The sequence below is a fragment of the Bradyrhizobium sp. LB14.3 genome (genome assembly GCF_040547985.1).
Lineage (GTDB): Bacteria > Pseudomonadota > Alphaproteobacteria > Rhizobiales > Xanthobacteraceae > Bradyrhizobium.
The window spans coordinates 372609-394557 of record NZ_JBEPQT010000002.1; the positions used below are offsets into that span (position 1 = coordinate 372609).

At 64.7% G+C, this 21949-nt stretch carries 22 protein-coding genes; 13 read left to right on the plus strand and 9 right to left on the minus strand.

The features are described from left to right. Window positions 1-8: 8 nt before the first annotated feature. From ABIB00_RS05500 to ABIB00_RS05530, 7 genes are all read left to right on the plus strand, one after another. A complete protein-coding gene (locus ABIB00_RS05500; RefSeq protein WP_247346263.1) occupies window positions 9-692 on the plus strand; it encodes an amino acid ABC transporter permease in 684 nt (227 codons plus the stop codon). A 7-nt stretch (window positions 693-699) separates the two neighbouring features. Next, a complete protein-coding gene (locus tag ABIB00_RS05505; protein ID WP_247446971.1) occupies window positions 700-1368 on the plus strand; it encodes an amino acid ABC transporter permease in 669 nt (222 codons plus the stop codon). Window position 1369: 1 nt separating this feature from the next. Next, window positions 1370-2128, plus strand: coding sequence for an amino acid ABC transporter ATP-binding protein (locus tag ABIB00_RS05510; RefSeq protein ID WP_354103645.1), 759 nt, complete (start codon window positions 1370-1372; stop codon window positions 2126-2128). 20 nt (window positions 2129-2148) lie between these two features. Beyond that, on the plus strand, window positions 2149-2946 hold the full coding sequence (locus ABIB00_RS05515) for a transporter substrate-binding domain-containing protein (protein ID WP_354103646.1): 798 nt from the start codon (window positions 2149-2151) through the stop codon (window positions 2944-2946). Between the two features lie 67 nt (window positions 2947-3013). Continuing rightward, on the plus strand, window positions 3014-3460 hold the full coding sequence (gene rpiB / locus ABIB00_RS05520) for a ribose 5-phosphate isomerase B (RefSeq protein ID WP_247346250.1): 447 nt from the start codon (window positions 3014-3016) through the stop codon (window positions 3458-3460). A 14-nt stretch (window positions 3461-3474) separates the two neighbouring features. Beyond that, window positions 3475-4392 carry a ribokinase gene (locus ABIB00_RS05525; RefSeq protein ID WP_354103647.1) on the plus strand — a complete coding sequence of 306 codons (918 nt, stop codon included), beginning with the start codon at window positions 3475-3477 and terminating at the stop codon, window positions 4390-4392. A 44-nt stretch (window positions 4393-4436) separates the two neighbouring features. Further along, the gene (locus ABIB00_RS05530; protein ID WP_354103648.1) at window positions 4437-5162 is read left to right on the plus strand and encodes a sulfite exporter TauE/SafE family protein; all 726 of its coding nucleotides are present in this window, start codon (window positions 4437-4439) and stop codon (window positions 5160-5162) included. An 11-nt stretch (window positions 5163-5173) separates the two neighbouring features. Here ABIB00_RS05530 and ABIB00_RS05535 read toward each other — a convergent pair whose 3' ends face one another. Beyond that, window positions 5174-5359, minus strand: coding sequence for a hypothetical protein (locus ABIB00_RS05535; protein ID WP_354046904.1), 186 nt, complete (start codon window positions 5357-5359; stop codon window positions 5174-5176). Window positions 5360-5589: 230 nt separating this feature from the next. On the opposite strand from ABIB00_RS05535, the gene radA reads away from it, so the two are divergent. The 6 genes from radA (at window position 5590) to ABIB00_RS05565 (ending at window position 12873) form a co-directional block, all read left to right on the plus strand. Further along, window positions 5590-7035 (plus strand): DNA repair protein RadA, encoded by a 1446-nt coding sequence (gene radA, locus ABIB00_RS05540; protein WP_354103649.1) that lies wholly within the window; start codon window positions 5590-5592, stop codon window positions 7033-7035. Between the two features lie 165 nt (window positions 7036-7200). Next, window positions 7201-7830, plus strand: a complete 630-nt coding sequence (locus ABIB00_RS05545; RefSeq protein WP_247346236.1) for a CvpA family protein — start codon at window positions 7201-7203, stop codon at window positions 7828-7830. Window positions 7831-7858: 28 nt separating this feature from the next. After that, window positions 7859-9364, plus strand: coding sequence for an amidophosphoribosyltransferase (gene purF / locus ABIB00_RS05550; protein WP_354103650.1), 1506 nt, complete (start codon window positions 7859-7861; stop codon window positions 9362-9364). A gap of 144 nt (window positions 9365-9508) precedes the next feature. Continuing rightward, complete coding sequence (locus ABIB00_RS05555; RefSeq protein WP_247346230.1) at window positions 9509-10249, plus strand: SDR family NAD(P)-dependent oxidoreductase; 741 nt, start codon at window positions 9509-9511, stop codon at window positions 10247-10249. A gap of 78 nt (window positions 10250-10327) precedes the next feature. Beyond that, complete coding sequence (locus ABIB00_RS05560) at window positions 10328-11476, plus strand: NHL repeat-containing protein (RefSeq protein ID WP_354103651.1); 1149 nt, start codon at window positions 10328-10330, stop codon at window positions 11474-11476. A 170-nt stretch (window positions 11477-11646) separates the two neighbouring features. Continuing rightward, the gene (locus ABIB00_RS05565; protein WP_247446965.1) at window positions 11647-12873 is read left to right on the plus strand and encodes an ABC transporter substrate-binding protein; all 1227 of its coding nucleotides are present in this window, start codon (window positions 11647-11649) and stop codon (window positions 12871-12873) included. A 201-nt stretch (window positions 12874-13074) separates the two neighbouring features. On the opposite strand, the gene ABIB00_RS05570 is transcribed toward ABIB00_RS05565, so the two are convergent. From ABIB00_RS05570 to ABIB00_RS05605, 8 genes are all read right to left on the minus strand, one after another. After that, window positions 13075-14331: a TCR/Tet family MFS transporter gene (locus ABIB00_RS05570; protein WP_247446964.1), complete on the minus strand. Its 1257-nt coding sequence runs from the start codon at window positions 14329-14331 to the stop codon at window positions 13075-13077. Next, window positions 14328-15710 carry a ribosome biogenesis GTPase Der gene (der, locus tag ABIB00_RS05575; protein WP_247446963.1) on the minus strand — a complete coding sequence of 461 codons (1383 nt, stop codon included), beginning with the start codon at window positions 15708-15710 and terminating at the stop codon, window positions 14328-14330. Before der ends, ABIB00_RS05570 begins: the two co-directional genes overlap by 4 nt. 49 nt (window positions 15711-15759) lie before the next feature. After that, entirely contained in the window at window positions 15760-16308 is a 549-nt protein-coding gene (locus ABIB00_RS05580; protein WP_247446962.1) for a hypothetical protein, read from the minus strand. Window positions 16309-16338: 30 nt separating this feature from the next. Then, window positions 16339-16992 carry a tetratricopeptide repeat protein gene (locus tag ABIB00_RS05585; protein WP_354103652.1) on the minus strand — a complete coding sequence of 218 codons (654 nt, stop codon included), beginning with the start codon at window positions 16990-16992 and terminating at the stop codon, window positions 16339-16341. A 168-nt stretch (window positions 16993-17160) separates the two neighbouring features. After that, window positions 17161-18753, minus strand: coding sequence for a class I adenylate-forming enzyme family protein (locus tag ABIB00_RS05590; RefSeq protein WP_354103653.1), 1593 nt, complete (start codon window positions 18751-18753; stop codon window positions 17161-17163). 73 nt (window positions 18754-18826) lie between these two features. Continuing rightward, a complete protein-coding gene (locus tag ABIB00_RS05595; RefSeq protein WP_354103654.1) occupies window positions 18827-19411 on the minus strand; it encodes an NnrU family protein in 585 nt (194 codons plus the stop codon). Between the two features lie 69 nt (window positions 19412-19480). Next, entirely contained in the window at window positions 19481-20059 is a 579-nt protein-coding gene (locus ABIB00_RS05600; RefSeq protein WP_354103861.1) for a UCP034077 family protein, read from the minus strand. 102 nt (window positions 20060-20161) lie between these two features. Continuing rightward, window positions 20162-21781, minus strand: a complete 1620-nt coding sequence (locus ABIB00_RS05605) for a peptide chain release factor 3 (RefSeq protein WP_354103655.1) — start codon at window positions 21779-21781, stop codon at window positions 20162-20164. Between the last annotated feature and the right edge of the window lie 168 nt (window positions 21782-21949).

The following is a 21949-nucleotide window of genomic DNA, read 5'->3' on the forward strand; positions in this document are numbered from 1 at the left end:
CTGATACGATGAGCCTCCAACTCGACTTTCCCGCAGTGCTGGAGCGTTGGCCGAGTTTCCTTGCCGGCGCCGTCCTCACGCTGGAGCTGGCGGCCTTTTCGACGGTCTGCGGCGCCGTCCTTGGCACGCTCGCGGCGGTCGGGCGCGGCGCGCACAGTGCCCTGATCGCAGCCGCCTGCAAGATCTATGTCGAGGCCATCCGCAATACGCCGCTGCTGGTGCAGATCTTCCTGGTCTATTTTGGCCTCGCCAGCCTCGGGCTGAAATTCTCCGCCTTCACCGTGGCGGTGGCCGCGCTGACGATCAATGTCGGCGCCTATACCGCCGAGATCATGCGCGCCGGTTTCGAGGCGATCCCGCGCGGACAGATCGAGGCGGCCGAGGGGCTGGCGCTGTCGCGCCTCCAGATCTACTGGCATATCATCCTGCTGCCCGCGATCGAGAAGGTCTATCCGGCGCTGACCAGCCAGTTCGTGCTGTTGATGCTGGCCTCCTCGGTCTGCTCGCAGATCTCGGCGGAAGAACTCACCGCAGTCGCCAACTACATCCAGTCGGATACTTACCGCGCGTTCGAGACCTACATCATCGTCGCGGTCCTCTACATCATCCTGTCGCTGGTGATGCGCGCGGGCTTCTGGGGCCTCGGCCTCGTACTGTTTCCGCGCCGTCGCCGGCTCGGCACACCGTTGTGAGATGACCATGGGCGGACATCTGAACATCAACCATCTGATATTCCTCGGTCAGGGCGCGTTGTGGACCATTGGTCTATCGGTGATCGCGCTGATCGGCGGCGGCATCGTCGGCTTCGTGATCGCGCTGGCGCGAATCTCGCCGCTCAAATCGGTGCGGATCGCCAGTGCCGTTTATGTCCAGCTCATTCAGGGCACACCGCTGCTTGTCATCCTGTTCCTCGGCTATTTCGGCCTTGCCGCCATCGGCCTCAAGGTCTCGCCGCTCGCGGCCGCCGGCGCCTCGCTCACGCTCTATGTCGCCGCTTATCTCGGCGAGATCTGGCGCGGCTGCATCCAGTCCGTGCCGAAGCCGCAATGGGAGGCTGCCGAGGGCCTCGCGCTGAGCCGCACCCAGCGCATGATGAAGGTGATCCTGCCGCAGGCGATCCGCATCGCCACGCCGCCCACCGTCGGCTTCATGGTGCAGATCGTCAAGAACACCTCGCTCGCCTCCGTCGTCGGATTCGTCGAGCTGATGCGCTCGGGCCAGATCGTCAACAACTCCCTGTTCGAGCCGTTTGCCATCTACGCCATCATTGCCGTCACCTACTTCGCCATGTGCTATCCCCTCTCCCTGTTCAGCCAGAGGCTGGAACGGCGGATGGGGCGTGGCAGGTCCAACCTCGCGCCAGCCTGACATGCAACAAAAACCCACCTCCTCCGAACCGGTCGTGTCGCTTCGCGACGTGCAGAAGAGCTTTGGCCCGCTCCGGGTCCTCGATGGCGTCTCCTTCTTCGTCGAGCGCGGTGAGGTGCTGGCGCTGATTGGCCGTTCCGGCTCCGGCAAGAGCACGGCGCTTCGCTGTATCGACCGCTTCGAGAAGGTCGACGGCGGCGAGATCGTGGTGTGCGGTCATCGGGTCGACCGTCCGGACGTCGATCTGCGCGCGCTACGCCAGGACGTCGGCATCGTCTTCCAGAGCTACAATCTGTTTCCCCATCTCACGATCGAGCAGAACATCACGCTCGCGCCTTGCGCCGTGAAGAGCCTTGCCAAAGGCGAGGCCAAAGACCTGGCGCGGAAAGTGCTTGCGCAGGTCGGGCTCGAGGAGAAGCTGCACGCCTACCCCGAGCAGCTTTCGGGCGGCCAGCAGCAGCGCGCGGCGATCGCCCGCTCGCTCGCAATGCAGCCGAAAGTCATGCTGTTCGACGAAGTCACCTCCGCGCTCGATCCCGAGCTCACCGGCGAAGTGCTGAAGGTGATCGAACAGTTGGCGGCGGACGGCATGACCATGGTGATGGTCACCCACGAGATGGGTTTTGCCAAGGGCATCGCCGACCGGATCGTCTTCATGCATCGCGGCAAGGTTCATGAGACCGGACCCGCCTCGATCCTGACGTCGCCAACGACGCCGGAGCTGACGCAATTCGTCGGCACAGGAAACTTGAAATCATAACAGGGAGAGGAGAACCAAGGATGACAAAGAGGACATTTCTGGGCGCAGCCGTTTCGGCGTGTTGTCTCATGTTGATCGCAGCCGGCCCGGCGTCGGCGGCCGATTTGCTCGACGAGATCATGCAGGCGAAGAAGATCCGCATCTCGACGGACGTCGCCATTCCGCCCTCGGGCATGATGGATGCCAGCATGAAGCCGACCGGCTCCGACGTCGAAGTGGCGCAGCTGCTTGCCAAGGACTGGGGATTCGAGCTCGAATTCATCCAGACCACCGGCGCAACGCGCATCCCCAACGTCCTGACCGGCAAGGCCGACATCATCATTTCGACGCTCTCGGTGACGCCCGAGCGCGCCAAGGTCATCGACTTCACCAAGCGCTACGCGACGCTGCAATCCGACGTCGGCTGCATCAAGTCGCTCAACGTCAAGGACTGGCCCGACCTGAAGGACAAGACGATCGGCGTCTCGCGCGGCACCACGCAGGACACCACCTTGTCGAACATGAAGGACAAGGAACTGAAGATCGCCCGCTATGACGACGACGCCACGGAAGTGACGGCGGCGGTCTCCGGCCAGGTCGATTGCGTCGGCACCTCCGCGACGATCATCAACCAGATCGGGGTGAAGAATCCGGCCCGCATCTTCGAGTCCAAGATTCCGCTTGCTACCTTCGACCTCGCTATTGGCTTGAAGAAGGGCGAGCAGCGCCTGATGGACAAGCTCAACGCCTGGATCACCGAGAACGTCAAGAACGGCAAGCTCAACGCGATCTACAAGAAATTCCACGGCGTCGATCTGCCGCCCGACATGCGTAGCTGAAACTACGGAAAATCGTGGCAGCCGCTTGCGGCTGTCACGACCAATGCAAAATCAAGAAGGACATCACATGCGTCTCGTCATCGGATCAGACCACGCCGGCTGGCCGCTCAAGCAGACCGTTATCGACCACATCCGCAGCCTCGGCCACGACGTTCTCGACGTCGGCTCCCATGACGACAAGCCGGTGGACTTTCCCGACATCGCGCGCGCAGTCGCCCAGAAGGTCACGTCGGGCGAAGCCACACGCGGCATTATGGTGTGCGGCACCGGCGTCGGTGCCTCGATCGCGGCCAACAAGATGAAGGGCATCCGCGCCGCGGTCTGCCACGACGTCCATTCCGCCCATCAGAGCGTCGAGCATGACGACGTCAACGTCATGTGCATCGGCGCGCAGATCGTCGGCGCCTGGCTCGCCGTGGATCTCGTCTCGTCGTACCTCTCCGCCGAATTCTCCACTGACGAGGATTTCCGCCGCCGCGTGGAAAAGCTGCGCGTCATGGACGAGCAAGGCTGACGGACCTCACCGCCATGATCCTGGTGTTCGGATCGCTCAATATCGATCTGGTCGCGGCGGTCCCGGTCATTCCCGGGCCGGGCCGAACGGTGCTCGCGCCGTCCTACCAGACGCATTTCGGCGGCAAGGGCGCCAATCAGGCCGTGGCCGCCGCGCGGATCGCAGGACCGGGACAGGTCCGGATGGCCGGCCGCATCGGACGGGACGGATTCGGCGATCGCGCGATCGAGAACCTCCGGGCAAACAATGTTGATGCCGATCTCGTCGTCAGATCGGATGAGCCGACCGGCTGCGCCTTCATCACGGTCGACCATGCCGGCGAGAATGCGATCACGGTGGCCAGCGGCGCCAACATGACCACGAGCGCCGGTGACCTCCCTGCGGGGCTATTCGGTCCCGACACGGTGCTGGTGCTCCAGATGGAGGTGCCCTTTGCGCAGGCGCTCGAGGCCGCACGCAGGACGAGAGCGGAATTCGGCACCGTCATTTGGAACCTGGCGCCAGTCCCGGAGCAGATGACGCGCGATATGGTTGCAGCGCTTCTCGCCGTGACCGACTATCTCCTCGTCAATGAGCATGAGGCTATGGACGCGGCCGCGGCCATAGGCTTCGCTCCATCCGATTACGAATCGGCAGCCGCCGACCTCGCCAGGACCGGGGACCTCACCTGCATCGTCACCGCCGGTGCGCAAGGCGCGCTGGCCGTCACGGCCGATGACACCCGCCTGCGCGCCCCTGCCCCGCGCATCACGCCGGTGGACACGACCGGCGCCGGCGACACTTTTGTCGGCGCGTTCGCGGCCATGTTGAGCGAGAAGGCACCATTGCAAACCGCCCTCCAGGTCGGGTGCGACGCGGCAGCCCAAAAGTGCCTCACGCGCGGCGCGCAGGCCGGCATGCCGATGCGGGCCGCGATTCCCTCTCTCGCCTGACATCGTTCCGCGGCTACACTGCTCCGATTCCCGGAGCAGTTCCCTTGGCCTTCCTGTTCGTCCTCACCGTCGGTCTCGTCGCCGGCACCATCTCGGGCATCGTCGGCACGGGGTCGTCGATCATGCTGATGCCGGTGCTGGTCTATGCCTATGGGCCGAAGGAAGCGGTGCCGATCATGGCAGTCGCCGCGGTGATGGCGAATTTTTCGCGGATTTTAGCCTGGTGGCGCGAAGTGGACTGGCGCGCCTGCGCGGCCTATTCGGTCACGGGTATTCCGGCCGCGGTGCTCGGCGCGCGGACGCTGCTGGCGCTGCCCCCGCACACCGTCGATCTTGCCATCGGCCTCTTTCTGATCGCGATGGTGCCGGTGCGGCACTGGCTGGCGCGGCACGATCTCAAGGCCAATCTCTGGCATCTCGCCATCGGCGGGGCCCTCATCGGCTATCTCACCGGCATCGTCGTCTCCACCGGCCCGCTCAGCGTGCCGCTGTTTTTGTTCTACGGCTTGTCCAGGGGCGCCTTCCTTGCCACCGAGGCGGCTTCTTCGCTCGGCCTCTATTTCGCAAAGTCCGTGACCTTCGAACGTTTCGGCGCGCTCACCGGCGATGTGTTCGTCAAAGGCCTGGTCGCAGGATCTTCGTTGATGGCCGGCGCCTTCATCGCCAAGCGCTTCGTGCTGCATCTGAAGCCCGAAATGTTCCGCGTGGTGATGGACGCGATCATGATCGCGGCCGGCCTTTCCATGCTGTGGAATGCGGCGCAGCCGTAGCCGCGCTGCGCTCAGGCGGCAAATTCGGGCGCGATCGACGGGCTATCCTCGAGGACGCGGCTCTCTTGGGCCGGTTGTTCCTCGAGCCATAGCAACACGGCCGCGAGCGGCTGCGGCCGGTGATAGAGAAAGCCCTGCCCGAGCGTCACGCCCATCTCGCGCATGGCCTTGGCCTGCTCGGCGCGCTCGATCGGCACGCGCCGCACCGATCAGGGCATTGGCCATCCGCGCGCCCACCGTCCGAAGATCCGTCGTGATGTCGCCGAGCCAGGTCTTGAGCTTTTGGCGCGGCGGTGCGGCGACACAGAGCTAACAAAGCGTGTATCAGGCGCGCTGAATTGCGATATTCGGGATTCGGCCGGTCTGCTCTCTCGACCCGTCATTCCGTGCTATCAGCAAACCTGCAACCCTTGGACTCGCTGTCCCCATGGCTAAGAACACGCTTTCCTTCGTCTGTCAGAACTGCGGCGCGGCCTATAACCGCTGGCAGGGCAAGTGCGAGTCCTGCGGCGAGTGGAATACGCTCGCCGAGGAGGACGCGACCAGCAGCGTACCGGTGTCGATCCGCTCCAAGCGCAAGGGCCGGACGTTCACGCTCGAAAGCCTGTCCGGAAAAACCCAGGACGCCCCGCGCCTGTCCTCAGGCATGACGGAGCTAGACCGCGTCACCGGCGGCGGTTTCGTCCGCGGCTCGGTGCTTCTGGTCGGCGGCGATCCCGGCATCGGCAAGTCGACGCTGCTGACACAAGCAACCAGCCTGATGGCACGCGCTGGGCATCGCATCGTGTACATCTCGGGCGAAGAGGCGGTCGCGCAGGTGCGGCTGCGCGCGGAGCGGCTCGGGCTATCGGACGCGCCCGTGCAGCTCGCCGCCGAGACGTCGGTCGAAGACATCGTCTCGACCCTGTCGGAAGGTGCGGTGCCGCGGCTCATCGTGATCGATTCGATCCAGACCATGTGGACCGACACGGTGGAATCCGCGCCCGGCACAGTCACCCAGGTGCGCGCCTCGGCGCAGGCGCTGATCCGGTTCGCCAAGAAGACCGGCGCGGCTATCATTCTGGTCGGCCATGTCACCAAGGACGGCCAGATTGCCGGCCCCCGCGTGGTCGAGCACATGGTCGATGCCGTGCTGTCGTTCGAGGGCGAAGGCTCGCAGCAATTCCGCATCCTGCGCGCCGTGAAGAACCGTTTCGGGCCGACCGACGAGATCGGCGTGTTCGAGATGACCGGGCTCGGCCTGCGCGAGGTCACCAACCCCTCGGAGCTATTCCTGTCCGAGCGCGATCTCGGCACGCCGGGCACCGCAGTCTTCGCGGGCATCGAGGGCACCAGGCCCGTCCTGGTCGAATTGCAGGCGCTGGTGGCCCCGACCTCGCTCGGCACCCCGCGCCGGGCCGTGGTCGGCTGGGATCCGAGCCGGCTGTCGATGGTGCTGGCGGTGCTGGAGGCCCATTGCGGGGTCAAGCTGTCCGGCCACGACGTCTATCTGAACGTTGCGGGCGGGCTGCGCATCCACGAGCCGGCGGCCGATCTGGCCGCCGCGGCCGCGCTCGTGTCCTCTCTGGTTAATGCACAATTACCCACCGATGCGGTCTATTTCGGCGAGATTTCGCTGTCCGGCGTGGTCCGCCCGGTGGCGCAGACCCCGGCCCGGCTGAAGGAAGCGGCAAAACTCGGCTTTCAGCGCGCCGTGCTGCCCGAATCGGCCCGGGGCGAAGCCAGCGGCGATGCCGGACTATCGCTGAACGCGATCAACAGCCTGACGACGTTGGTCGCCGAAATCGCCGCCCGCGGCTCCCGCCGGGGCGACTCGAGCTCGCCGGCAGAGAAAAATGCCACACCGGCAAGATTCCGCCGTGGAGAGGGTTAGGCGGAGGTGACGTTCCCCGTCCCCGCCGCTATACAGCCGTCACAAAAGCAGCATGGGATTGCGTGGTTGCGGCCTTGCCGGAAACGTCGTCTGGCCCTCACTTAGGGCGGCGGCAAACACCGATTCGCTGAGCACCTTTGAAGTACGAGCGGACCAGACCAGCCGATGCCAGTAACCATCCTCGACCTGATCCTGCTCGGTGTGATGCTGATCTCGGGCCTGCTCGCCATGGTTCGCGGTTTCATGCGCGAAATCCTGTCGATCGCGGCGTGGGGCACGGCGGCGATCGTCACCCTTTATTCATTCTCGAAGCTGCTGCCGACCGCCAAGACCTATTTCAACAACGATACCGTCGCGAGCGTGGTCGTGGTCGCCGGCGTGTTCGTTGGCACCCTGGTCGTGGTCTCCGTGATCACGGTCCGGATCTCCGACATGATCCTCGATTCGCGCATCGGCGCGCTGGACCGCACCCTCGGCTTCCTGTTCGGGCTGGCTCGCGGGCTTTTGATCGTCGTGGTCGCCTTCCTGTTCTTCACCTGGCTGGTGCCGGACAAGCAGCGCCCGGACTGGGTCACGGGGGCCAAGTCCCGCGTTGTGCTCCAGGGAACCGGCGATTGGCTGATGGCCCTCTTGCCTGACGACCCCGAGAACACCATCTTGAAGAGATTCAAGAAAAACAAACCAGATGATGAGCAGACTGATTCCGAGCAGCAGCCTTCGGGCAATGGCGACGGATACAGCAAACCGGCTCGTGACGGCCTTAAAAAACTGATCGAGAAACCCGCGGCGCGTTGATTAAGCCCTAAAGAGAGGCTCGGACGAGATGCGAAATCCTGACCAGGACGCCCTACTTGATCTCGGCCCGGCCGCGCTAGTGCTTCAGGACGATCTGGAAGGGGATACGCTGCGCGAGGAATGCGGCGTCTTCGGCATCTATGGCCACCCCGATGCCGCCGCCATCACGGCGCTCGGCCTCCATGCCCTTCAGCACCGCGGTCAGGAAGCCGCCGGCATCGTCTCCTATGACGGCAGCCGCTTTCATTCCGAACGCCGCCTCGGCCTCGTCGGCGACACGTTTTCCCGCCGCGAGGTGATCGACCGCCTGCCCGGCAACATGGCGGTCGGCCATGTCCGCTATTCCACCACCGGCGCGACCATCCTGCGCAACGTGCAGCCCCTGTTCGCCGAATTGAATGCCGGCGGCCTTGCGGTCGCCCACAACGGTAACCTCACCAACGGCCTGACACTGCGCCGCGAGCTGGTGAAGAGCGGCGCAATGATGCAGTCGACCACCGACACCGAAGTGATCCTGCATCTGGTCGCGCGCTCCAGGCGCAGCCGCTTCATCGAGCGCTATGTCGACGCGTTGCGCGAGATCGAGGGCGCCTATGCGCTGGTCTCGCTGACCAACAAGAAGCTGGTCGGCGCGCGCGATCCGCGCGGCATCCGTCCGCTGGTGCTCGGCGACCTCGACGGCTGCCCGATCCTGACCTCGGAGACCTGCGCACTCGACATCATCGGTGCGCGCTTCGTCCGCGACATCGAGCCCGGCGAGGTCATCGTGTTCGACGAGAACGGGAAGGACATTCACAAGCCGTTCCCGCCGATCGCGCCGCGTCCCTGCATCTTCGAATACATCTACTTCTCCCGTCCCGATTCCATCGTTCACGGCCGCTCGGTCTACGAGGTGCGCAAGGCCTTTGGCGCGCAGCTCGCGCGCGAGAGCCACGTCCCGGTCGACGTCGTCGTGCCGGTGCCGGATTCCGGCGTGCCCGCCGCGGTCGGCTACAGCCAGCATTCCGGCGTGCCGTTCGAGCTCGGTATCATCCGCAACCATTATGTCGGCCGCACCTTCATCCAGCCGACGCAGGCGATCCGGGAATCCGGCGTGCGCATGAAGCATTCGGCCAACCGCGCCGCGATCGAAGGCAAGCGCATCATCCTGATCGACGACTCGCTGGTGCGCGGCACCACCTCGAAGAAGATCGTGCGCATGATGCGCGACGCGGGCGCCAAGGAAGTGCATTTCCGCCTCGCCTCGCCGCCGATCCTCTATCCCGACTATTACGGCATTGACCTGCCGGACCGCGGCGGCCTGCTGGCCGCGACGCATTCGCTGGAGGAGATGCGCGAGATCATGGGCGCCGACTCGCTCGCCTTCCTGTCGATCGACGGCATGTACCGCGCGATGGGCGAGCCTGGCCGCGACCCCGCCAATCCAAAATTCTCTGATCATTGCTTCACCGGGGCGTATCCGACCCACCTCACCGATCAGACCCAGACCGAGCAGCAGCCGCGACAATTGTCGCTGCTGGCGGAGGCGAGCTAGGCTGGTCGTCCTGGCGAAAGCCAAGACCCATTACCACAGGCCTCTCTGCTTCGAAGAAGGTGTGACAATCATCTTCCCTAGCCATAAACGTCACGGCGTATGGGTCCTGGCTTTCGCCAGGACGACGCTGGATAGAACCTTTCAATGACAAATCCCCTCGCCAACCGCATCGCTCTCGTCACCGGCGCCTCGCGCGGCATCGGCTTCGCCACGGCCAAGGCGCTCGCGAAGGCCGGCGCGCATATCGTGGCGGTCGCGCGCACGCAGGGCGGGTTGGAAGAGCTTGACGATGAGATCCGCCAGGACGGCGGCAGCGCAACGCTGGTGCCGCTCAACCTCACCGATTCCGACGGCATCGCGCGGCTCGGCGCCGGCCTGCACGAACGCTACGGCAAGCTCGACATCCTCGTCGGCAATGCCGGGGTGCTCGGCCCGTCCTCGCCGGTCGGTCATATCGAGCTGAAGGCTTTCAACGACGTGATGGCCGTCAACGTCTCCGCGAACTTCCAGTTGATCCGCTGCATGGAGCCGCTGCTCAAGCAATCCGACGCGGGCCGCGCGGTGTTCATCACCTCGGGCGCGGCCAACAAGGCCACCGCCTATGTCAGCCCCTACGCCGCCTCCAAGGCCGCGCTGGAAACGCTGGCGCGCGCCTGGGCGCAGGAGACCGCAAATACGAAGCTGCGCATCAATCTGTTCAATCCCGGCCCGGTCCGCACCCGCATGCGTGCCACGCTGATGCCGGGCGAAGACCCGGCGACGCTGGAAACGTCCGAGCAGGTCGCCGAATTCATCGTGCCGATGTGCGCGCCGGACTGGACCGAGACCGGCAAGTTCTACGATTACAAGTCCCGCAGCCTGATGAGCTTCCGCTCGCCGGCCTGATTGACTTGACGGCCTCCCCGCGATTGACTGCCCGCACTCAAGCGGCAGCAAGCCGCAAGCCAATAAAGGGAGGTCGCCATGGCGCCACGGCATGATCGCGCAGGCGTTACGCGTGCGCTCGCAAATGTCTCACACGCCTTTGCCATCCTGATTGCTGCCATCGCATTCGCGCTTCCGAGCGTTGCCACAGCAGGCGATGTTCCGGCCTTCGCGGTCGATGCCTCCTGGCCGAAGCCGCTGCCGAACAATTGGATCCTCGGCCAGGTCGGCGGCATCACCGTCGACTGGCAGGGCCACATCTGGGTGATCCATCGCCCGCGCTCGCTCACCGATGACGAGAAAGGCGCGAGCCTCAACCCGCCGCGTTCCAAATGCTGCGTTTCAGCACCGCCGGTGCTCGAATTCGACACCGACGGCAACCTGCTACGATCATGGGGCGGTGCCGGTGAAGGCTATGAATGGGTCGGCCGCGAGCATGGCATCGAGGTCGACGAGCGCGGCTTCGTCTGGGTCGGCGGCAATGCCGACAATGACAACGCGATCCTGAAGTTCACGCTCGACGGCAAGTTCGTGGCCCAGATCGGCAAGATCGCGCCGAGCCTCGGCAGCAACGACACGACGCAGCTCGGCAAGCCCGCCGAGACCGCGATCGACAAGGCTACGAACGAAATCTACGTCGCCGATGGCTATGGCAACCGCCGCGTCATCGTGTTCGACGCAACCACGCTCGCCTACAAGCGGCACTGGGGCGCCTACGGCAACAAGCCCGATGACACCAAGCAGGCAGCGTATGATCCCAAGGCGCCAGTGTCGCAGCAATTCGGCAACCCAGTCCATTGCGTGAAGCTCGCCAATGACGGGCTCGTCTACGTCTGCGACCGCATCAACAACCGCATCCAGGTCTTCAAGAAGGACGGCACCTTCGTAAAGGAGTTCTTCTTCGAAAAGAACACGCTCGGCAACGGCGCCGTGTGGGACATCGCGATCTGGCCCGATCCGAAGCAGACCTGGCTGCTCAGCGCCGACGGCGAAAACAACGAGATCAGGGTCATCAAGCGCGAGGACGGCAGCGTGGTCGGCAGCTTCGGGCACAACGGCCGCAATGCCGGACAATTCCACTGGGTGCACGCCATGGCGGTCGACGCCAAGGGTAACGTCTATACCGCCGAGGTCGACACCGGAAAGCGCATCCAGAAATTCAAGCTGACGTCGGACGCGCTGAAATAGCGTCTCGACGCATTTTGCCCAAAAGTTAACCGACGGATGACGCTACGACGCAGCGCCATCCGGCTTTAGGCGCATTGCCGCCGGCCGTGGGAGACGGTAGAGCCATCAGCCGGAACAAGGCTCCCATTCAAGAGGGCTGTCCGCATGTTCGACAATGGAGGAAACCTTTTATGACGATGACGTTAACGCGCCGGTCTGCGGCGCTTCTGGCCTGTGCCGCCTTCGGTTTTGCAACGTCCGCATACGCGCAGGACAAGACAGTAAAGATCGGCGTGTTGAACGACATGTCGAGCCTCTATGCCGACATCGGCGGCCCGAACTCTGTGGTCGCGATCAAGATGGCGGTCGAGGATTCCGGGCTGCTCAAGAAGGGCTGGAAGATCGACGTGCTGAGCGGCGATCACCAGAACAAGCCCGACGTCGGCGTCAATATCGCCCGGCAGTGGATCGACAACGAGAAGGTCGATGCGATCGCCGATACACCGAACTCCGGCGTGGCGCTGGCAGTCAGCAACCTCGTCAAGGAAAAGAACGCAGTGCTGCTGAATTCCGGCGCCGCTTCAGCCGACCTGACCGGCAAGGCCTGCACGCCGAACACGATCTCCTATACTTACGACACCTACATGCTCGCCAACGGCACCGGCAAGGCGCTGACCAAGGCAGGCGGCGACACCTGGTTCTTTCTTACCGCCGATTATGCTTTTGGTCACGCGCTGGAACGCGACACCACGGCCGTGGTGACCGCGAATGGCGGCAAGGTGCTCGGCAGCGTCAAGCATCCGATCAACAGCTCGGACTTCTCGTCATTCCTGCTGCAGGCGCAATCGTCCAAAGCCAAAGTGGTGGGCCTCGCCAACGCCGGCGGCGACACCACGAACGCGATCAAGCAAGCGGCCGAATTCGGCATCGTCGCCGGCGGTCAGAAGCTCGCGGCACTGCTGCTGTTCATCAACGACGTGCATTCGCTGGGACTCAAGACTGCGCAGGGCCTCACCTTCACCGAGTCCTTTTACTGGGACATGAACGACCAGACCCGTGCCTGGTCGAAGCGCTTCGCCGCACTGTCCAGCAAGAACGCGATGCCGTCGATGACTCAGGCCGGCAACTACGCGATGGTGCTGCACTATCTCAAGGCAATGGACGCGCTCGGCGGCAATCCGCATGACGGCGCCAAGGTTGTCGCCAAGATGAAGGAGCTTCCGACCGACGACCCGCTGTTCGGCAAGGGCCCGCTGCGCGCCGACGGCCGCCGCCTCATCCCCGCCTATCTGTTCGAGGTGAAGAAGCCCGAGGAGTCGAAGGGGCCGTGGGACTATTATAAGCAGATCGCCACGATCTCGGCGGAAGACGCGGCCAAGCCGCTCAAGGACAGCGAGTGCCCGCTGGTGAAGAAGTAACCGCGTAGCGGTCACGCAAATTCTCAACGACGCCATGCCCGGGCAAAAGCGCGAAGCGCGTCTTCGCGCTGGATGTCCCGGGCATTTACGTTATTGGCTCCGGAAAAGCTGCCGTAGGGTGGGCAAAGCGGAGCGTGCCCACCGTTTCTTTCGAGATCGAGGAAGGATGGTGGGAACGGCACAAGAGCGCTTTTGCCCACCCTACGAGACCGTCTTCGTCGCTGCCAGCGCCCGCACCGCGATCGCCACGCACACCACCATCAGCACCGCCGCGAGCAGGAACGGCGCGCCGGGCAGTTGCCACGGCGCGCTGGCGCCGATGAAATATGAAAACGTCAGCGTAAACAGGAACGGGCCGACGAGCTGCGACACGCTTTGCACGCTCGCGGTCGCACCCTGCAACTGTCCCTGCTGATGGGGCGCGACGAGCCGCGTCATCAGCGACTGCATGGCGGCACCCGAGATTCCCCACAGCGACATCACGGGAATACCGAGCCAGAACAGCGGCCCGGTCGGCGCCGCGCCGAAGATCACGAAGCCGACCGCGCCACAGCACAGGCCCATCAACAACGCGTTCCGCTCGCCGAGCACGCGCACGATTGGGCCGATCGCGAGCCCCTGCACCACCATGGCGCAGATGCCGACCATCGCCAGCGTCAGTCCCACGGTTTTCGAATCCCAGCCGTAGCGATAGGTGGCATAGAGCACGAAGGTCGAGGGCAGCACGACATGCGCGACCTGCGCGATGAAGTTGACGACGGACAACGCAGCGAGCACCGCGTTGGAACGCAGCAGGCGCAGCGCGCCGACCGGATTGGCGCTGGTCCAGTGGAACGGCGAGCGCTTCTCCGGCGCCAGCGATTCCGGCAGCACGAACAGCCCATAGAGTGCATTGGCAAGGCTCAGGGCTGCCGAGGCCCAGAACGGCAGGCGCGGATCGATGTCGCCGAGCAGACCGCCCAGCGCCGGGCCCAGCACGAAACCGGCGCCGAAGGCAGCGCCAATCCTGCCGAAGACCGCCGCGCGCCGCTCCGGCGGCGTGATGTCGGCAATATAGGCAAAGGCGGTCGAGATACTGGCCGAGGTGATGCCGGAAATGACGCGACCGACGAACAGCCAGACCAGCGACGGCGCCAGCGCCATCAGCACATAGTCGGCCGCGAGCCCGAAATTCGACAGCAGCACCACCGGCCGCCGCCCGAATCGATCCGACAGCGCGCCGAGCACCGGCGAGAACACGAACTGCATCAGCGCCCAGGCAGTGCCGAACAGGCCGAAGATGCGGGCCGCGTGCGCCGTGTCGTTGTCGACGAAGCTCTCGATCAGCTTTGGCAGGATCGGCATGATCACGCCGAGCGCGAGCATGTCGAGCAGGATGGTGACGAAGATGAAGGCGACCGCACCGCGCCGGACCGGCGCAGCGCTCTGCGCCATCGCCTCGCCGGCATCGTCGCTCACGACAGCCGCTTGCGCTTGTGGGCGAAGGGGTTGGCCTTCTCGCGCAAGGTGATGCGCACCGGCGTGCCCGGCAATTCGAAGGCCTCTCGCATCGAATTGGTGAGATAGCGCATATACGACTGAGGCACCGCGTCCGCGCGCGAGCAGAACAGCACGAAGCTCGGCGGGCGGGCCTTGGTCTGCGTGATGTAATTCAGCTTCAGCCTGCGGCCGGATACGGCGGGCGGCGGATTGGCCTGGACTGCCTCTTCGAACCAGCGGTTCAGCGATGATGTCGACACGCGTTTGTTCCAGAGCGCGTAGGCGTCCTGGATCGCTTGCATCAGGCGGTCAATGCCCTCGCCCATCAGACCGGAGACGGCGACGATCGGCACGCCCCTGACCTGCGGCAACAAATGGTCGGCATCCCGGCGCAGGCCGGAGATCGCGCCGCCGCCCTTGCTCTCCATCAGGTCCCATTTGTTGACGGCGAGCACGACAGCGCGGCCCTCGCGCTCGATCAGGTCGGCGATGCGAAGATCCTGCTCCTCGAAGCGGTTCTGCGCATCCATCATCATCACGACGACTTCGGCAAAGCGCACCGCGCGCAGTGCGTCGGCGACCGAGAGCTTTTCGAGCTTCTCCTCGATCCGCGAGCGCCGGCGCAGACCCGCCGTGTCGAACACGCGAAAATCGCGGCCCTTCCAGTTGATCTCGACCGCGATGGAATCGCGCGTGGTGCCGGCCTCCGCGCTCGTCAGCAGGCGCTCCTCGCCGAGCAGATGATTGATCATCGTCGACTTGCCGGCGTTGGGCCGGCCGACGATGGCGACCCGGATCGGGCGCGTGGCGGCCTCTTCCTCGGTCAGCGGCTCGTCGTCTTCGAGCTCATCGTCCTCCACCGGCTCCGGCATCAGCGGGCGCAGAGCGTCGTAGAGCTCACCCATGCCCTCGCCGTGCTCGGCCGAGACCTGGATCGGATCGCCGAGGCCGAGCGCGAAGGACTCCATCGCGCCGACGTCGCCATGCTTGCCCTCGCTCTTGTTGGCGACGAGCAGCACCGGCTTGTTGGCCTTGCGGGCGAAATCGGCGAAGGCGCGATCGTTGGGCGTGAGGCCGATACGGGCATCGATCACGAAGAACAGCGCGTCGGCCTGTGCGATCGCTGCCTCCGTCTGCTCCTGCATGCGCGCGGTCAGCGAGCCCTTGGCGCCCTCGTCGAGCCCTGCGGTATCGATGATGGTGAACTCGAGGTCGCCGAGCCTGGCCTCCCCCTCGCGGCGGTCGCGGGTGACGCCCGGCAGGTCATCGACGAGCGCGAGCTTCTGCCCGACCAGGCGGTTGAACAGCGTCGACTTGCCGACATTGGGTCGGCCGATAATGGCAATTGTATAGGACATCGGTCATTCGTGCGCTGCCGGAGCTGCGCCTGTCAATGAAATGAAGCAATTAGCGCGAGAAGCTGCCGCTCGGCATCGGCGCCGGGAAGGCGCCCTGCGATTGCTGCTGGGTGGTCTGGGTCGGTTGCGCCTGCTGGACGGGTTGATCGGGCGGCGGCGCGGTGGTGCGCTTGCGCACGATCTTCTGCCTGGGCGGCGGAGCGGCCGCGGGCGCCGCCTCCGGCTGGGCCTCGCCATCGACTTCGCCGGCGGGCGCCTCAGCCGGCGCGACTGCTGCGGCGGCCGGCTGCCTGGTCTTTTTCGCCTTGGCTCCCTTCGCCGGCTTGGCCGGCTCGGGCTGAGGCTCCACAGGCAAGGCCGCAACGGCAGGCGCGTTCGGATCGGGCTGTTGCTGGGCGCCCTTGTACATGTCTTTCGGCACGCCCTGCTCGAGGCCCGGCACACCTTCCGGGAACACCGGCTTGCGGTCGCCCGGCAGCTTCTTCTTGGTATCGAGGAAGTCGAGCATGTCGCTCGGATCGAAGCTGGAGCAACCGCCCAGGACGCCCGTGAAGGCGATCAGGACGGCGGCTGCGATCAAGCGTGGCGTGCGGCGCATATCGGTATCTCGTCTCAGCTCTCGGGGCCGTCAGCTTTTGGCGACGGGCGGCAGCAGCGCCTGCAGGGCCTCGGCGCGTGAGCGCAGGCCGGGCGGCGTTTCGCCGTCCTCAGCGATCGCATCGAGCCATTTGCGGGCCGCAGTCATGTCGTTGTTGCGCCAGGCCGACAGCGCCAGCATCTCGCGGGCACTGTGACGGAAGGTCGATTTGGGCGCGGCGGAGGCTTCCAGCCGCTGCTGCATGTCGGCATAGCCGGCGCTGTCGAGCAGGAGGCCGGCCGCGCGGAGCTTCGCCAGATCCTGCCACTCACCGCGCACGCTGCGGTCGGCGGCAATGTCGTCATACAGCTTGGCGGCCGCCTTGGGATCGCGGGCCGCCGTCTCGGCTGCCGCACGCAGGCGCGCCAGTGTGCGATAGCCCGATGGAGCCTTGGCGGCGAGTTCGGTGAAGGCCGCTTCGGCCTCCGCGTGCTTGTCCTGCTCGGACAGCTCAGCGGCCTTCTCGAAGGCGGCACCGGCCTCGGCGGCCTTCTGGGCCTCCAGATATTGGTAACCGCGCCAGCCACCCACGGCGGCAACGATCAGCACCATCAGGGCGATGAAGAAGATCGAATACTTATCCCACAGCTTCTTGAGCTGTTCGCGACGTACTTCCTCGTTGACTTCGTCAAATAATTCAGACACTTATGCTAATCCCATGCCCGTCCGGGTGCGCGCGCCAAAGCGTTCGCGTCAGGAATCCCGTCCCCACGTGGCGGCGAGGTAGCCTAACGATATGGCCGTGGCAAGGCAAAGCGAGCCCGATCAAGGCGTTAACCACCCGGGACAGCCCGGAAAGACCACCTGCCCGGCTCAGGTTCCCAGGAGTTCCCGCAACTGCCGCTTCAGCACCTTGCCGTTGGCATTGCGCGGCAACGGCTCGGCGGTGATCACCATGGTTTCGGGGACCTTGTAGTCGGACAGCCGTTCCGCGCACCAGGCGCGCAAGGCCTCGCTGTCCACCAGCGCGCGCGTCACCACCACCGCGTGAACGCGTTCGCCCAGCACCGGGCATGTCTTGGCAACGATCGCGCTTTCGACCACGGCGGGATGGCTGGCCAGCACGGATTCGACCTCGGCCGAATAGATCTTGAGGCCGCCACGGTTGATCATGTCCTTCTGCCGGTCGAACACCCGGACAAATCCCTCGTTGTCGACCGAGCCGAGATCGCCGGAATGCCAGAACCCGCTGGTAAAACTTTCGGCCGTGGCCTTCGGATTGTTCCAATAGCCCTTGATGACGGAGGCACTCTGGATCCAGAGCTCGCCGATTTCGCCATGCGGCAGCTCATGCCCGTCCGCCCCCATTGCCAGGATACGCGCACCCGGACACGGCAGGCCGACGCTGTCGATATGGCTTGCCGTCAACTCGCCAGGCATGATCGTTGACGGCGATGTCGTCTCGGTCGCGCCGTAGCAGTTCGTCAGTTCGAGCCCGGGAATTATCGCCTTGAGCTTCTCGATGGTGGCAACCGGCATCGGTGCGCCGCCAAAACCACCGATGCGCCAGCTTGAGAGATCATAGCTGTCGAAATCGGGCTGGAGCAGGCAGAGATTGTACATCGCCGGCACCATCACCGTGTAGGTGACGCGCTCGCGCGCGGCGAGCTTGAGGTATTCGGCGGCTTTGAATTCCGGCATGATGATCAGCGCGCCGCCGCAGCAGATCATCGTCGTGATGTTGGCGACGACGCCGGTGACGTGGCCGAGCGGCACCGCCGCGATTGAACGGTCCGCCTGCGTCAATTGCAGGCAGGACACAAAGATCATCGAGGAATGGACAACGTTGCAATGGGCCAGCATCGCGCCCTTCGGCTTGCCTGTCGTGCCCGAGGTGTAGAGGATCATCGCGGTGTCCTCCTCGCTGGTCTCGACCGGCGCCGGGGCCGGCGCGTTGTCGGCGAGCGCCGCGAAATGCGACAGAGCCGGATCGTTGTCGACCGCGATGCGGTGGATCACATCAGGCACATCCCGCGCATCCGGCAGCCGCTCCGCAAGTGCCGCCTCGTGGATCAGGATCTTGGCGCCGCAGTCGGCGAGCACATAGGCGATTTCCGGCTTCTGCTGCCGCGTGCCGAGCAGCACCGTGACCAGCCCCTCATGAGCGGCAGCGAACAGCAACAGCGGAAATTCGACGCGGTTGCCGAGCAGGATCGCGACACGATCGCCACGCTGCAGTCCGAGCTTGCGAAAGCCGGCCGCGATCCGCGCGGCCTGCTCCGCGGCCTGCCCCCAGCGCAGCCGGACATTGCCTGAGATCAGCGCTTCACCGTCGCCATTGCGGGCGCAGGCGTCCGCAATCATCGCCCACAGGCTCGACGGCCGATCGCAAAATGCCGGCACTACCCGATCGCCGAAGCGCGCCTCGAACCGCATCGGCGGGATCTGAGATTGCGACCAGTCCATCGGAATGCCCTTGGCTTGTTGCTCTTGTTACCTTCCGCGCATGGGCATGCCGGTCCTGTCTTGTGCTGATCGGCTAGCTGCCGATCACGGGAACACCGATCACGACCGGATGGAACGCAAAAGCCAGCGCCAGATAAGCGACGATTCCGACCGCGACCGCGATCAGATCATTGGTGACGCCGCCCACTGGAATCGGCGGGCCGCCACCATCGGTGCGACGCTTCAGCGTAATGCGATCGTACACCGCCCAGCCCAGGAAGGAGCCGAACAGGATGACGGAGCCGAGATCGCCATTGGCCAACAGATGCGCCGCCGCCCACAGCTTGATGCCGGCCAGCATCGGATGCTTCAGCGTCGCATAGATGCGGCCGCGCAGATATGACGCAACCACAAGGATGACCGCGGGCAACATCAGCGCGAGCGTGATGTGCTTCAGTGCCTTCGGCGGATACCAGACGTCGATCCAACCGGTCGCACGGTAGTGGGCGAAGCCCCAGATGATCAGCGCGAGCCCCGCGAGCGAGACAAGCGAGTAAAGGATCTTGTAGGTCCCCTCGCCCAGTCTCGCGATCGCCTGCGCGCGCGCCTCGCGTTTCGTCGTGAAAACATGGGCCGCGAAAAACAGCGCAAGCCCCAGGATCATGACCAGCAGACCCACGAGATTCTCCCCAACCAGTGCCCCAGCCCATGGCGTATCATCGATTGGCGGCAGGTCGCAACTGATGCGCTACTTGCCGATCTCGCGATTGTCGACATACCGGATCGCGATCGGCCGTCCGGCGAGGGCACCGCCAAGACCGCCCGTGAATTTCAGCGGCAGGCAGGCGTTCAACGATGATTTGATCGCATTGAGGTAGGTGGTTCTAATCTCGGCGGGAACGCCCGAGGTCGCAAAGGTCAGGCGCGGCGGACCGATCAGTCCACCCGCCTTGTTGAAGCTGAAACGCACCGCCATCTGCATGCCCGCCCGCGTATTGTCCGATGGCGGCGACCAGCAGGTGCGCAGCTCGGCGAAGAGATCGCCGATCGTGTCGAGATCGTGATCGGGCTTTTGGTATTTGGCGCGATCGGCCTCCGCCGGTACGCTTTGGATCGTGAGTTGGAGGTTCTGTCCGTAGGGATAATCGATCTCGGGAATACAGGGACCAGGCTCGAGCGGGCTGCAATAGGACGGCGTGCAGGGCCTGCCGTCGAGCACGCTGCATGGCTCGTGCGAAAACGGTATGGGGTTGATCTGCCGGGGCCGCGCGTCCGCGGCGATCGTCGAGATCGCCAGCAGGAGGAAAACAAGGATGCCGCGCCACATCATGCGAGCTCACAGTGCCACATGGAGAAAGGTGGCATCGTCAGTGCACACGTCAAGTCCCCGCGCATTCACGTGCTCGCGCGCGACCCGTTTGCGCGCACGCTAGCCCTTCTTCTTGACGTCCTTGACGTTGGTGAACTCAATGCCTTCGGCCCGTTCCCGGGTGTAGCCGAGGTAGAACTCGTTCCTCGCCAGATACACGGGATCGCCATCGACATCGTCGGCGATGCTGGATGTGTTGGCGGCGATGAAGGTGTCGAGCTTCTTGCGGTCGTCCGAGGAGACCCAGCGCGCAAGCTGGAACTCGCTCACCTCGAACTCGACCGGCAGCGAATATTCCGCATCCAGCCGCGCCTTCAGCACGTCGAGCTGGAGCGCACCGACGACGCCAACCAGCGCGGGTGCGCCGTCGCGCGGGCGGAACACCTGCACCACGCCCTCTTCCGACATCTGCTGAAGCGCTTCCTTCAGCTTCTTCGCCTTCATCGCATCGGTGAGACGCACCCGGCGGACGATTTCCGGCGCAAAGCTCGGCACGCCGACGAAGTTAAAATCCTCACCGTCGGTCAACGTGTCGCCGATGCGCAGCGTGCCATGATTGGGAATGCCGACGACGTCGCCGGCATAAGCCTCGTCCGCAACCGAACGGTCCTGCGCGAAGAAGAATTGCGGGCTGGACAGCGGCATGCTCTTGCCGGTGCGCACGAGCTTCGCCTTCATGCCGCGGCTGAGCTTGCCGGAGCACAGACGCGCAAAGGCGATGCGGTCGCGGTGATTCGGATCCATGTTGGCCTGGATCTTGAACACGAAGGCGCTCATGCGCGGATCGGTGGCTTCGACCCTGCGCTGGTCGCTCTCCTGCGCGCGCGGCTCGGGCGCGAACATGCCGAGGCCTTGCAGCAGGTCGCCGACGCCGAAATTGCGCAGCGCACTGCCGAAATAGACCGGCGTCAGATGGCCCTCGCGAAACGCTTCGAGCTCGAACGGTTTTGACGCCGCGGTGACGAGATCGAGCTCGTCCTTGACCGCTGACACATCGAGATTGGCATTGAGCTTGGCGAGCTCGGCAATCTCGATCTGCTGCGCCGCGCCGGTCTTGGCGCCGCCGCCTTCGAGCAGGCGCACGCCGCCATTGACGACGTCGTAGGTACCGAGGAACTCGCGACCGCGGCCGACCGGCCAGGTCATCGGCGTGGTGTCGAGCGCCAGCGTCTTCTCGATCTCGTCGAGGAGCTCGAAGACATCGCGGCTCTCGCGGTCCATCTTATTGATGAAGGTGATGATCGGGATGTCCCGAAGACGACACACCTCGAACAGCTTTCGGGTGCGCGCCTCGATGCCCTTGGCCGCGTCGATCACCATGACGGCGGAATCGACAGCCGTGAGCGTGCGATAGGTGTCTTCCGAAAAGTCCTCGTGGCCCGGCGTGTCCAGCAGATTGAACACGAGGCCCTCGAACTCGAAGGTCATGACCGAGGTCACGACCGAGATGCCGCGCTCGCGCTCGATCTTCATCCAGTCCGAACGCGTGTTGCGCCGCTCGCCCTTGGCCTTGACCTGGCCGGCCAGATTGATGGCGCCGCCGAACAGCAGCAGCTTTTCGGTCAGCGTGGTCTTGCCGGCGTCCGGATGCGAAATGATCGCAAAGGTCCGCCGCCGCGACACTTCAGCGGCAAGCGGGGAACGGGCCGGCGATTCGGCTGTGGTGGCGATGTCGGACATTGCGGCAGCGTTTGGCAGGGAAAATGAGCCTTATCAAGCCTCATTTGGTGATTGCAGTGCCTTCCGGCCAGCCCCATATCGGGCTTGGATCAGGGCTTGGGAAGGACGGCCTTCCCGCCCATCAGCACGCCAGTCGCGGGGACGACCCTGCCTCGAAGGGAGGGTCGC

Excerpts from the sequence above, each read along its gene's own strand:
- ABIB00_RS05500 (WP_247346263.1), top strand. The coding sequence starts at position 9 with ATGAGCCTCCAACTCGACTTTCCCGCAGTGCTGGAGCGTTGGCCGAGT.
- ABIB00_RS05505 (WP_247446971.1), top strand. The coding sequence starts at position 700 with ATGGGCGGACATCTGAACATCAACCATCTGATATTCCTCGGTCAGGGC.
- ABIB00_RS05510 (WP_354103645.1), top strand. The coding sequence starts at position 1,370 with ATGCAACAAAAACCCACCTCCTCCGAACCGGTCGTGTCGCTTCGCGAC.
- ABIB00_RS05515 (WP_354103646.1), top strand. The coding sequence starts at position 2,149 with ATGACAAAGAGGACATTTCTGGGCGCAGCCGTTTCGGCGTGTTGTCTC.
- rpiB (WP_247346250.1), top strand. The coding sequence starts at position 3,014 with ATGCGTCTCGTCATCGGATCAGACCACGCCGGCTGGCCGCTCAAGCAG.
- ABIB00_RS05525 (WP_354103647.1), top strand. The coding sequence starts at position 3,475 with ATGATCCTGGTGTTCGGATCGCTCAATATCGATCTGGTCGCGGCGGTC.
- radA (WP_354103649.1), top strand. The coding sequence starts at position 5,590 with ATGGCTAAGAACACGCTTTCCTTCGTCTGTCAGAACTGCGGCGCGGCC.
- ABIB00_RS05545 (WP_247346236.1), top strand. The coding sequence starts at position 7,201 with ATGCCAGTAACCATCCTCGACCTGATCCTGCTCGGTGTGATGCTGATC.
- purF (WP_354103650.1), top strand. The coding sequence starts at position 7,859 with ATGCGAAATCCTGACCAGGACGCCCTACTTGATCTCGGCCCGGCCGCG.
- ABIB00_RS05555 (WP_247346230.1), top strand. The coding sequence starts at position 9,509 with ATGACAAATCCCCTCGCCAACCGCATCGCTCTCGTCACCGGCGCCTCG.
- ABIB00_RS05560 (WP_354103651.1), top strand. The coding sequence starts at position 10,328 with ATGGCGCCACGGCATGATCGCGCAGGCGTTACGCGTGCGCTCGCAAAT.
- ABIB00_RS05565 (WP_247446965.1), top strand. The coding sequence starts at position 11,647 with ATGACGATGACGTTAACGCGCCGGTCTGCGGCGCTTCTGGCCTGTGCC.
- der (WP_247446963.1), bottom strand. The coding sequence starts at position 15,710 with ATGTCCTATACAATTGCCATTATCGGCCGACCCAATGTCGGCAAGTCG.
- ABIB00_RS05580 (WP_247446962.1), bottom strand. The coding sequence starts at position 16,308 with ATGCGCCGCACGCCACGCTTGATCGCAGCCGCCGTCCTGATCGCCTTC.
- ABIB00_RS05590 (WP_354103653.1), bottom strand. The coding sequence starts at position 18,753 with ATGGACTGGTCGCAATCTCAGATCCCGCCGATGCGGTTCGAGGCGCGC.
- ABIB00_RS05600 (WP_354103861.1), bottom strand. The coding sequence starts at position 20,059 with ATGTGGCGCGGCATCCTTGTTTTCCTCCTGCTGGCGATCTCGACGATC.
- ABIB00_RS05605 (WP_354103655.1), bottom strand. The coding sequence starts at position 21,781 with ATGTCCGACATCGCCACCACAGCCGAATCGCCGGCCCGTTCCCCGCTT.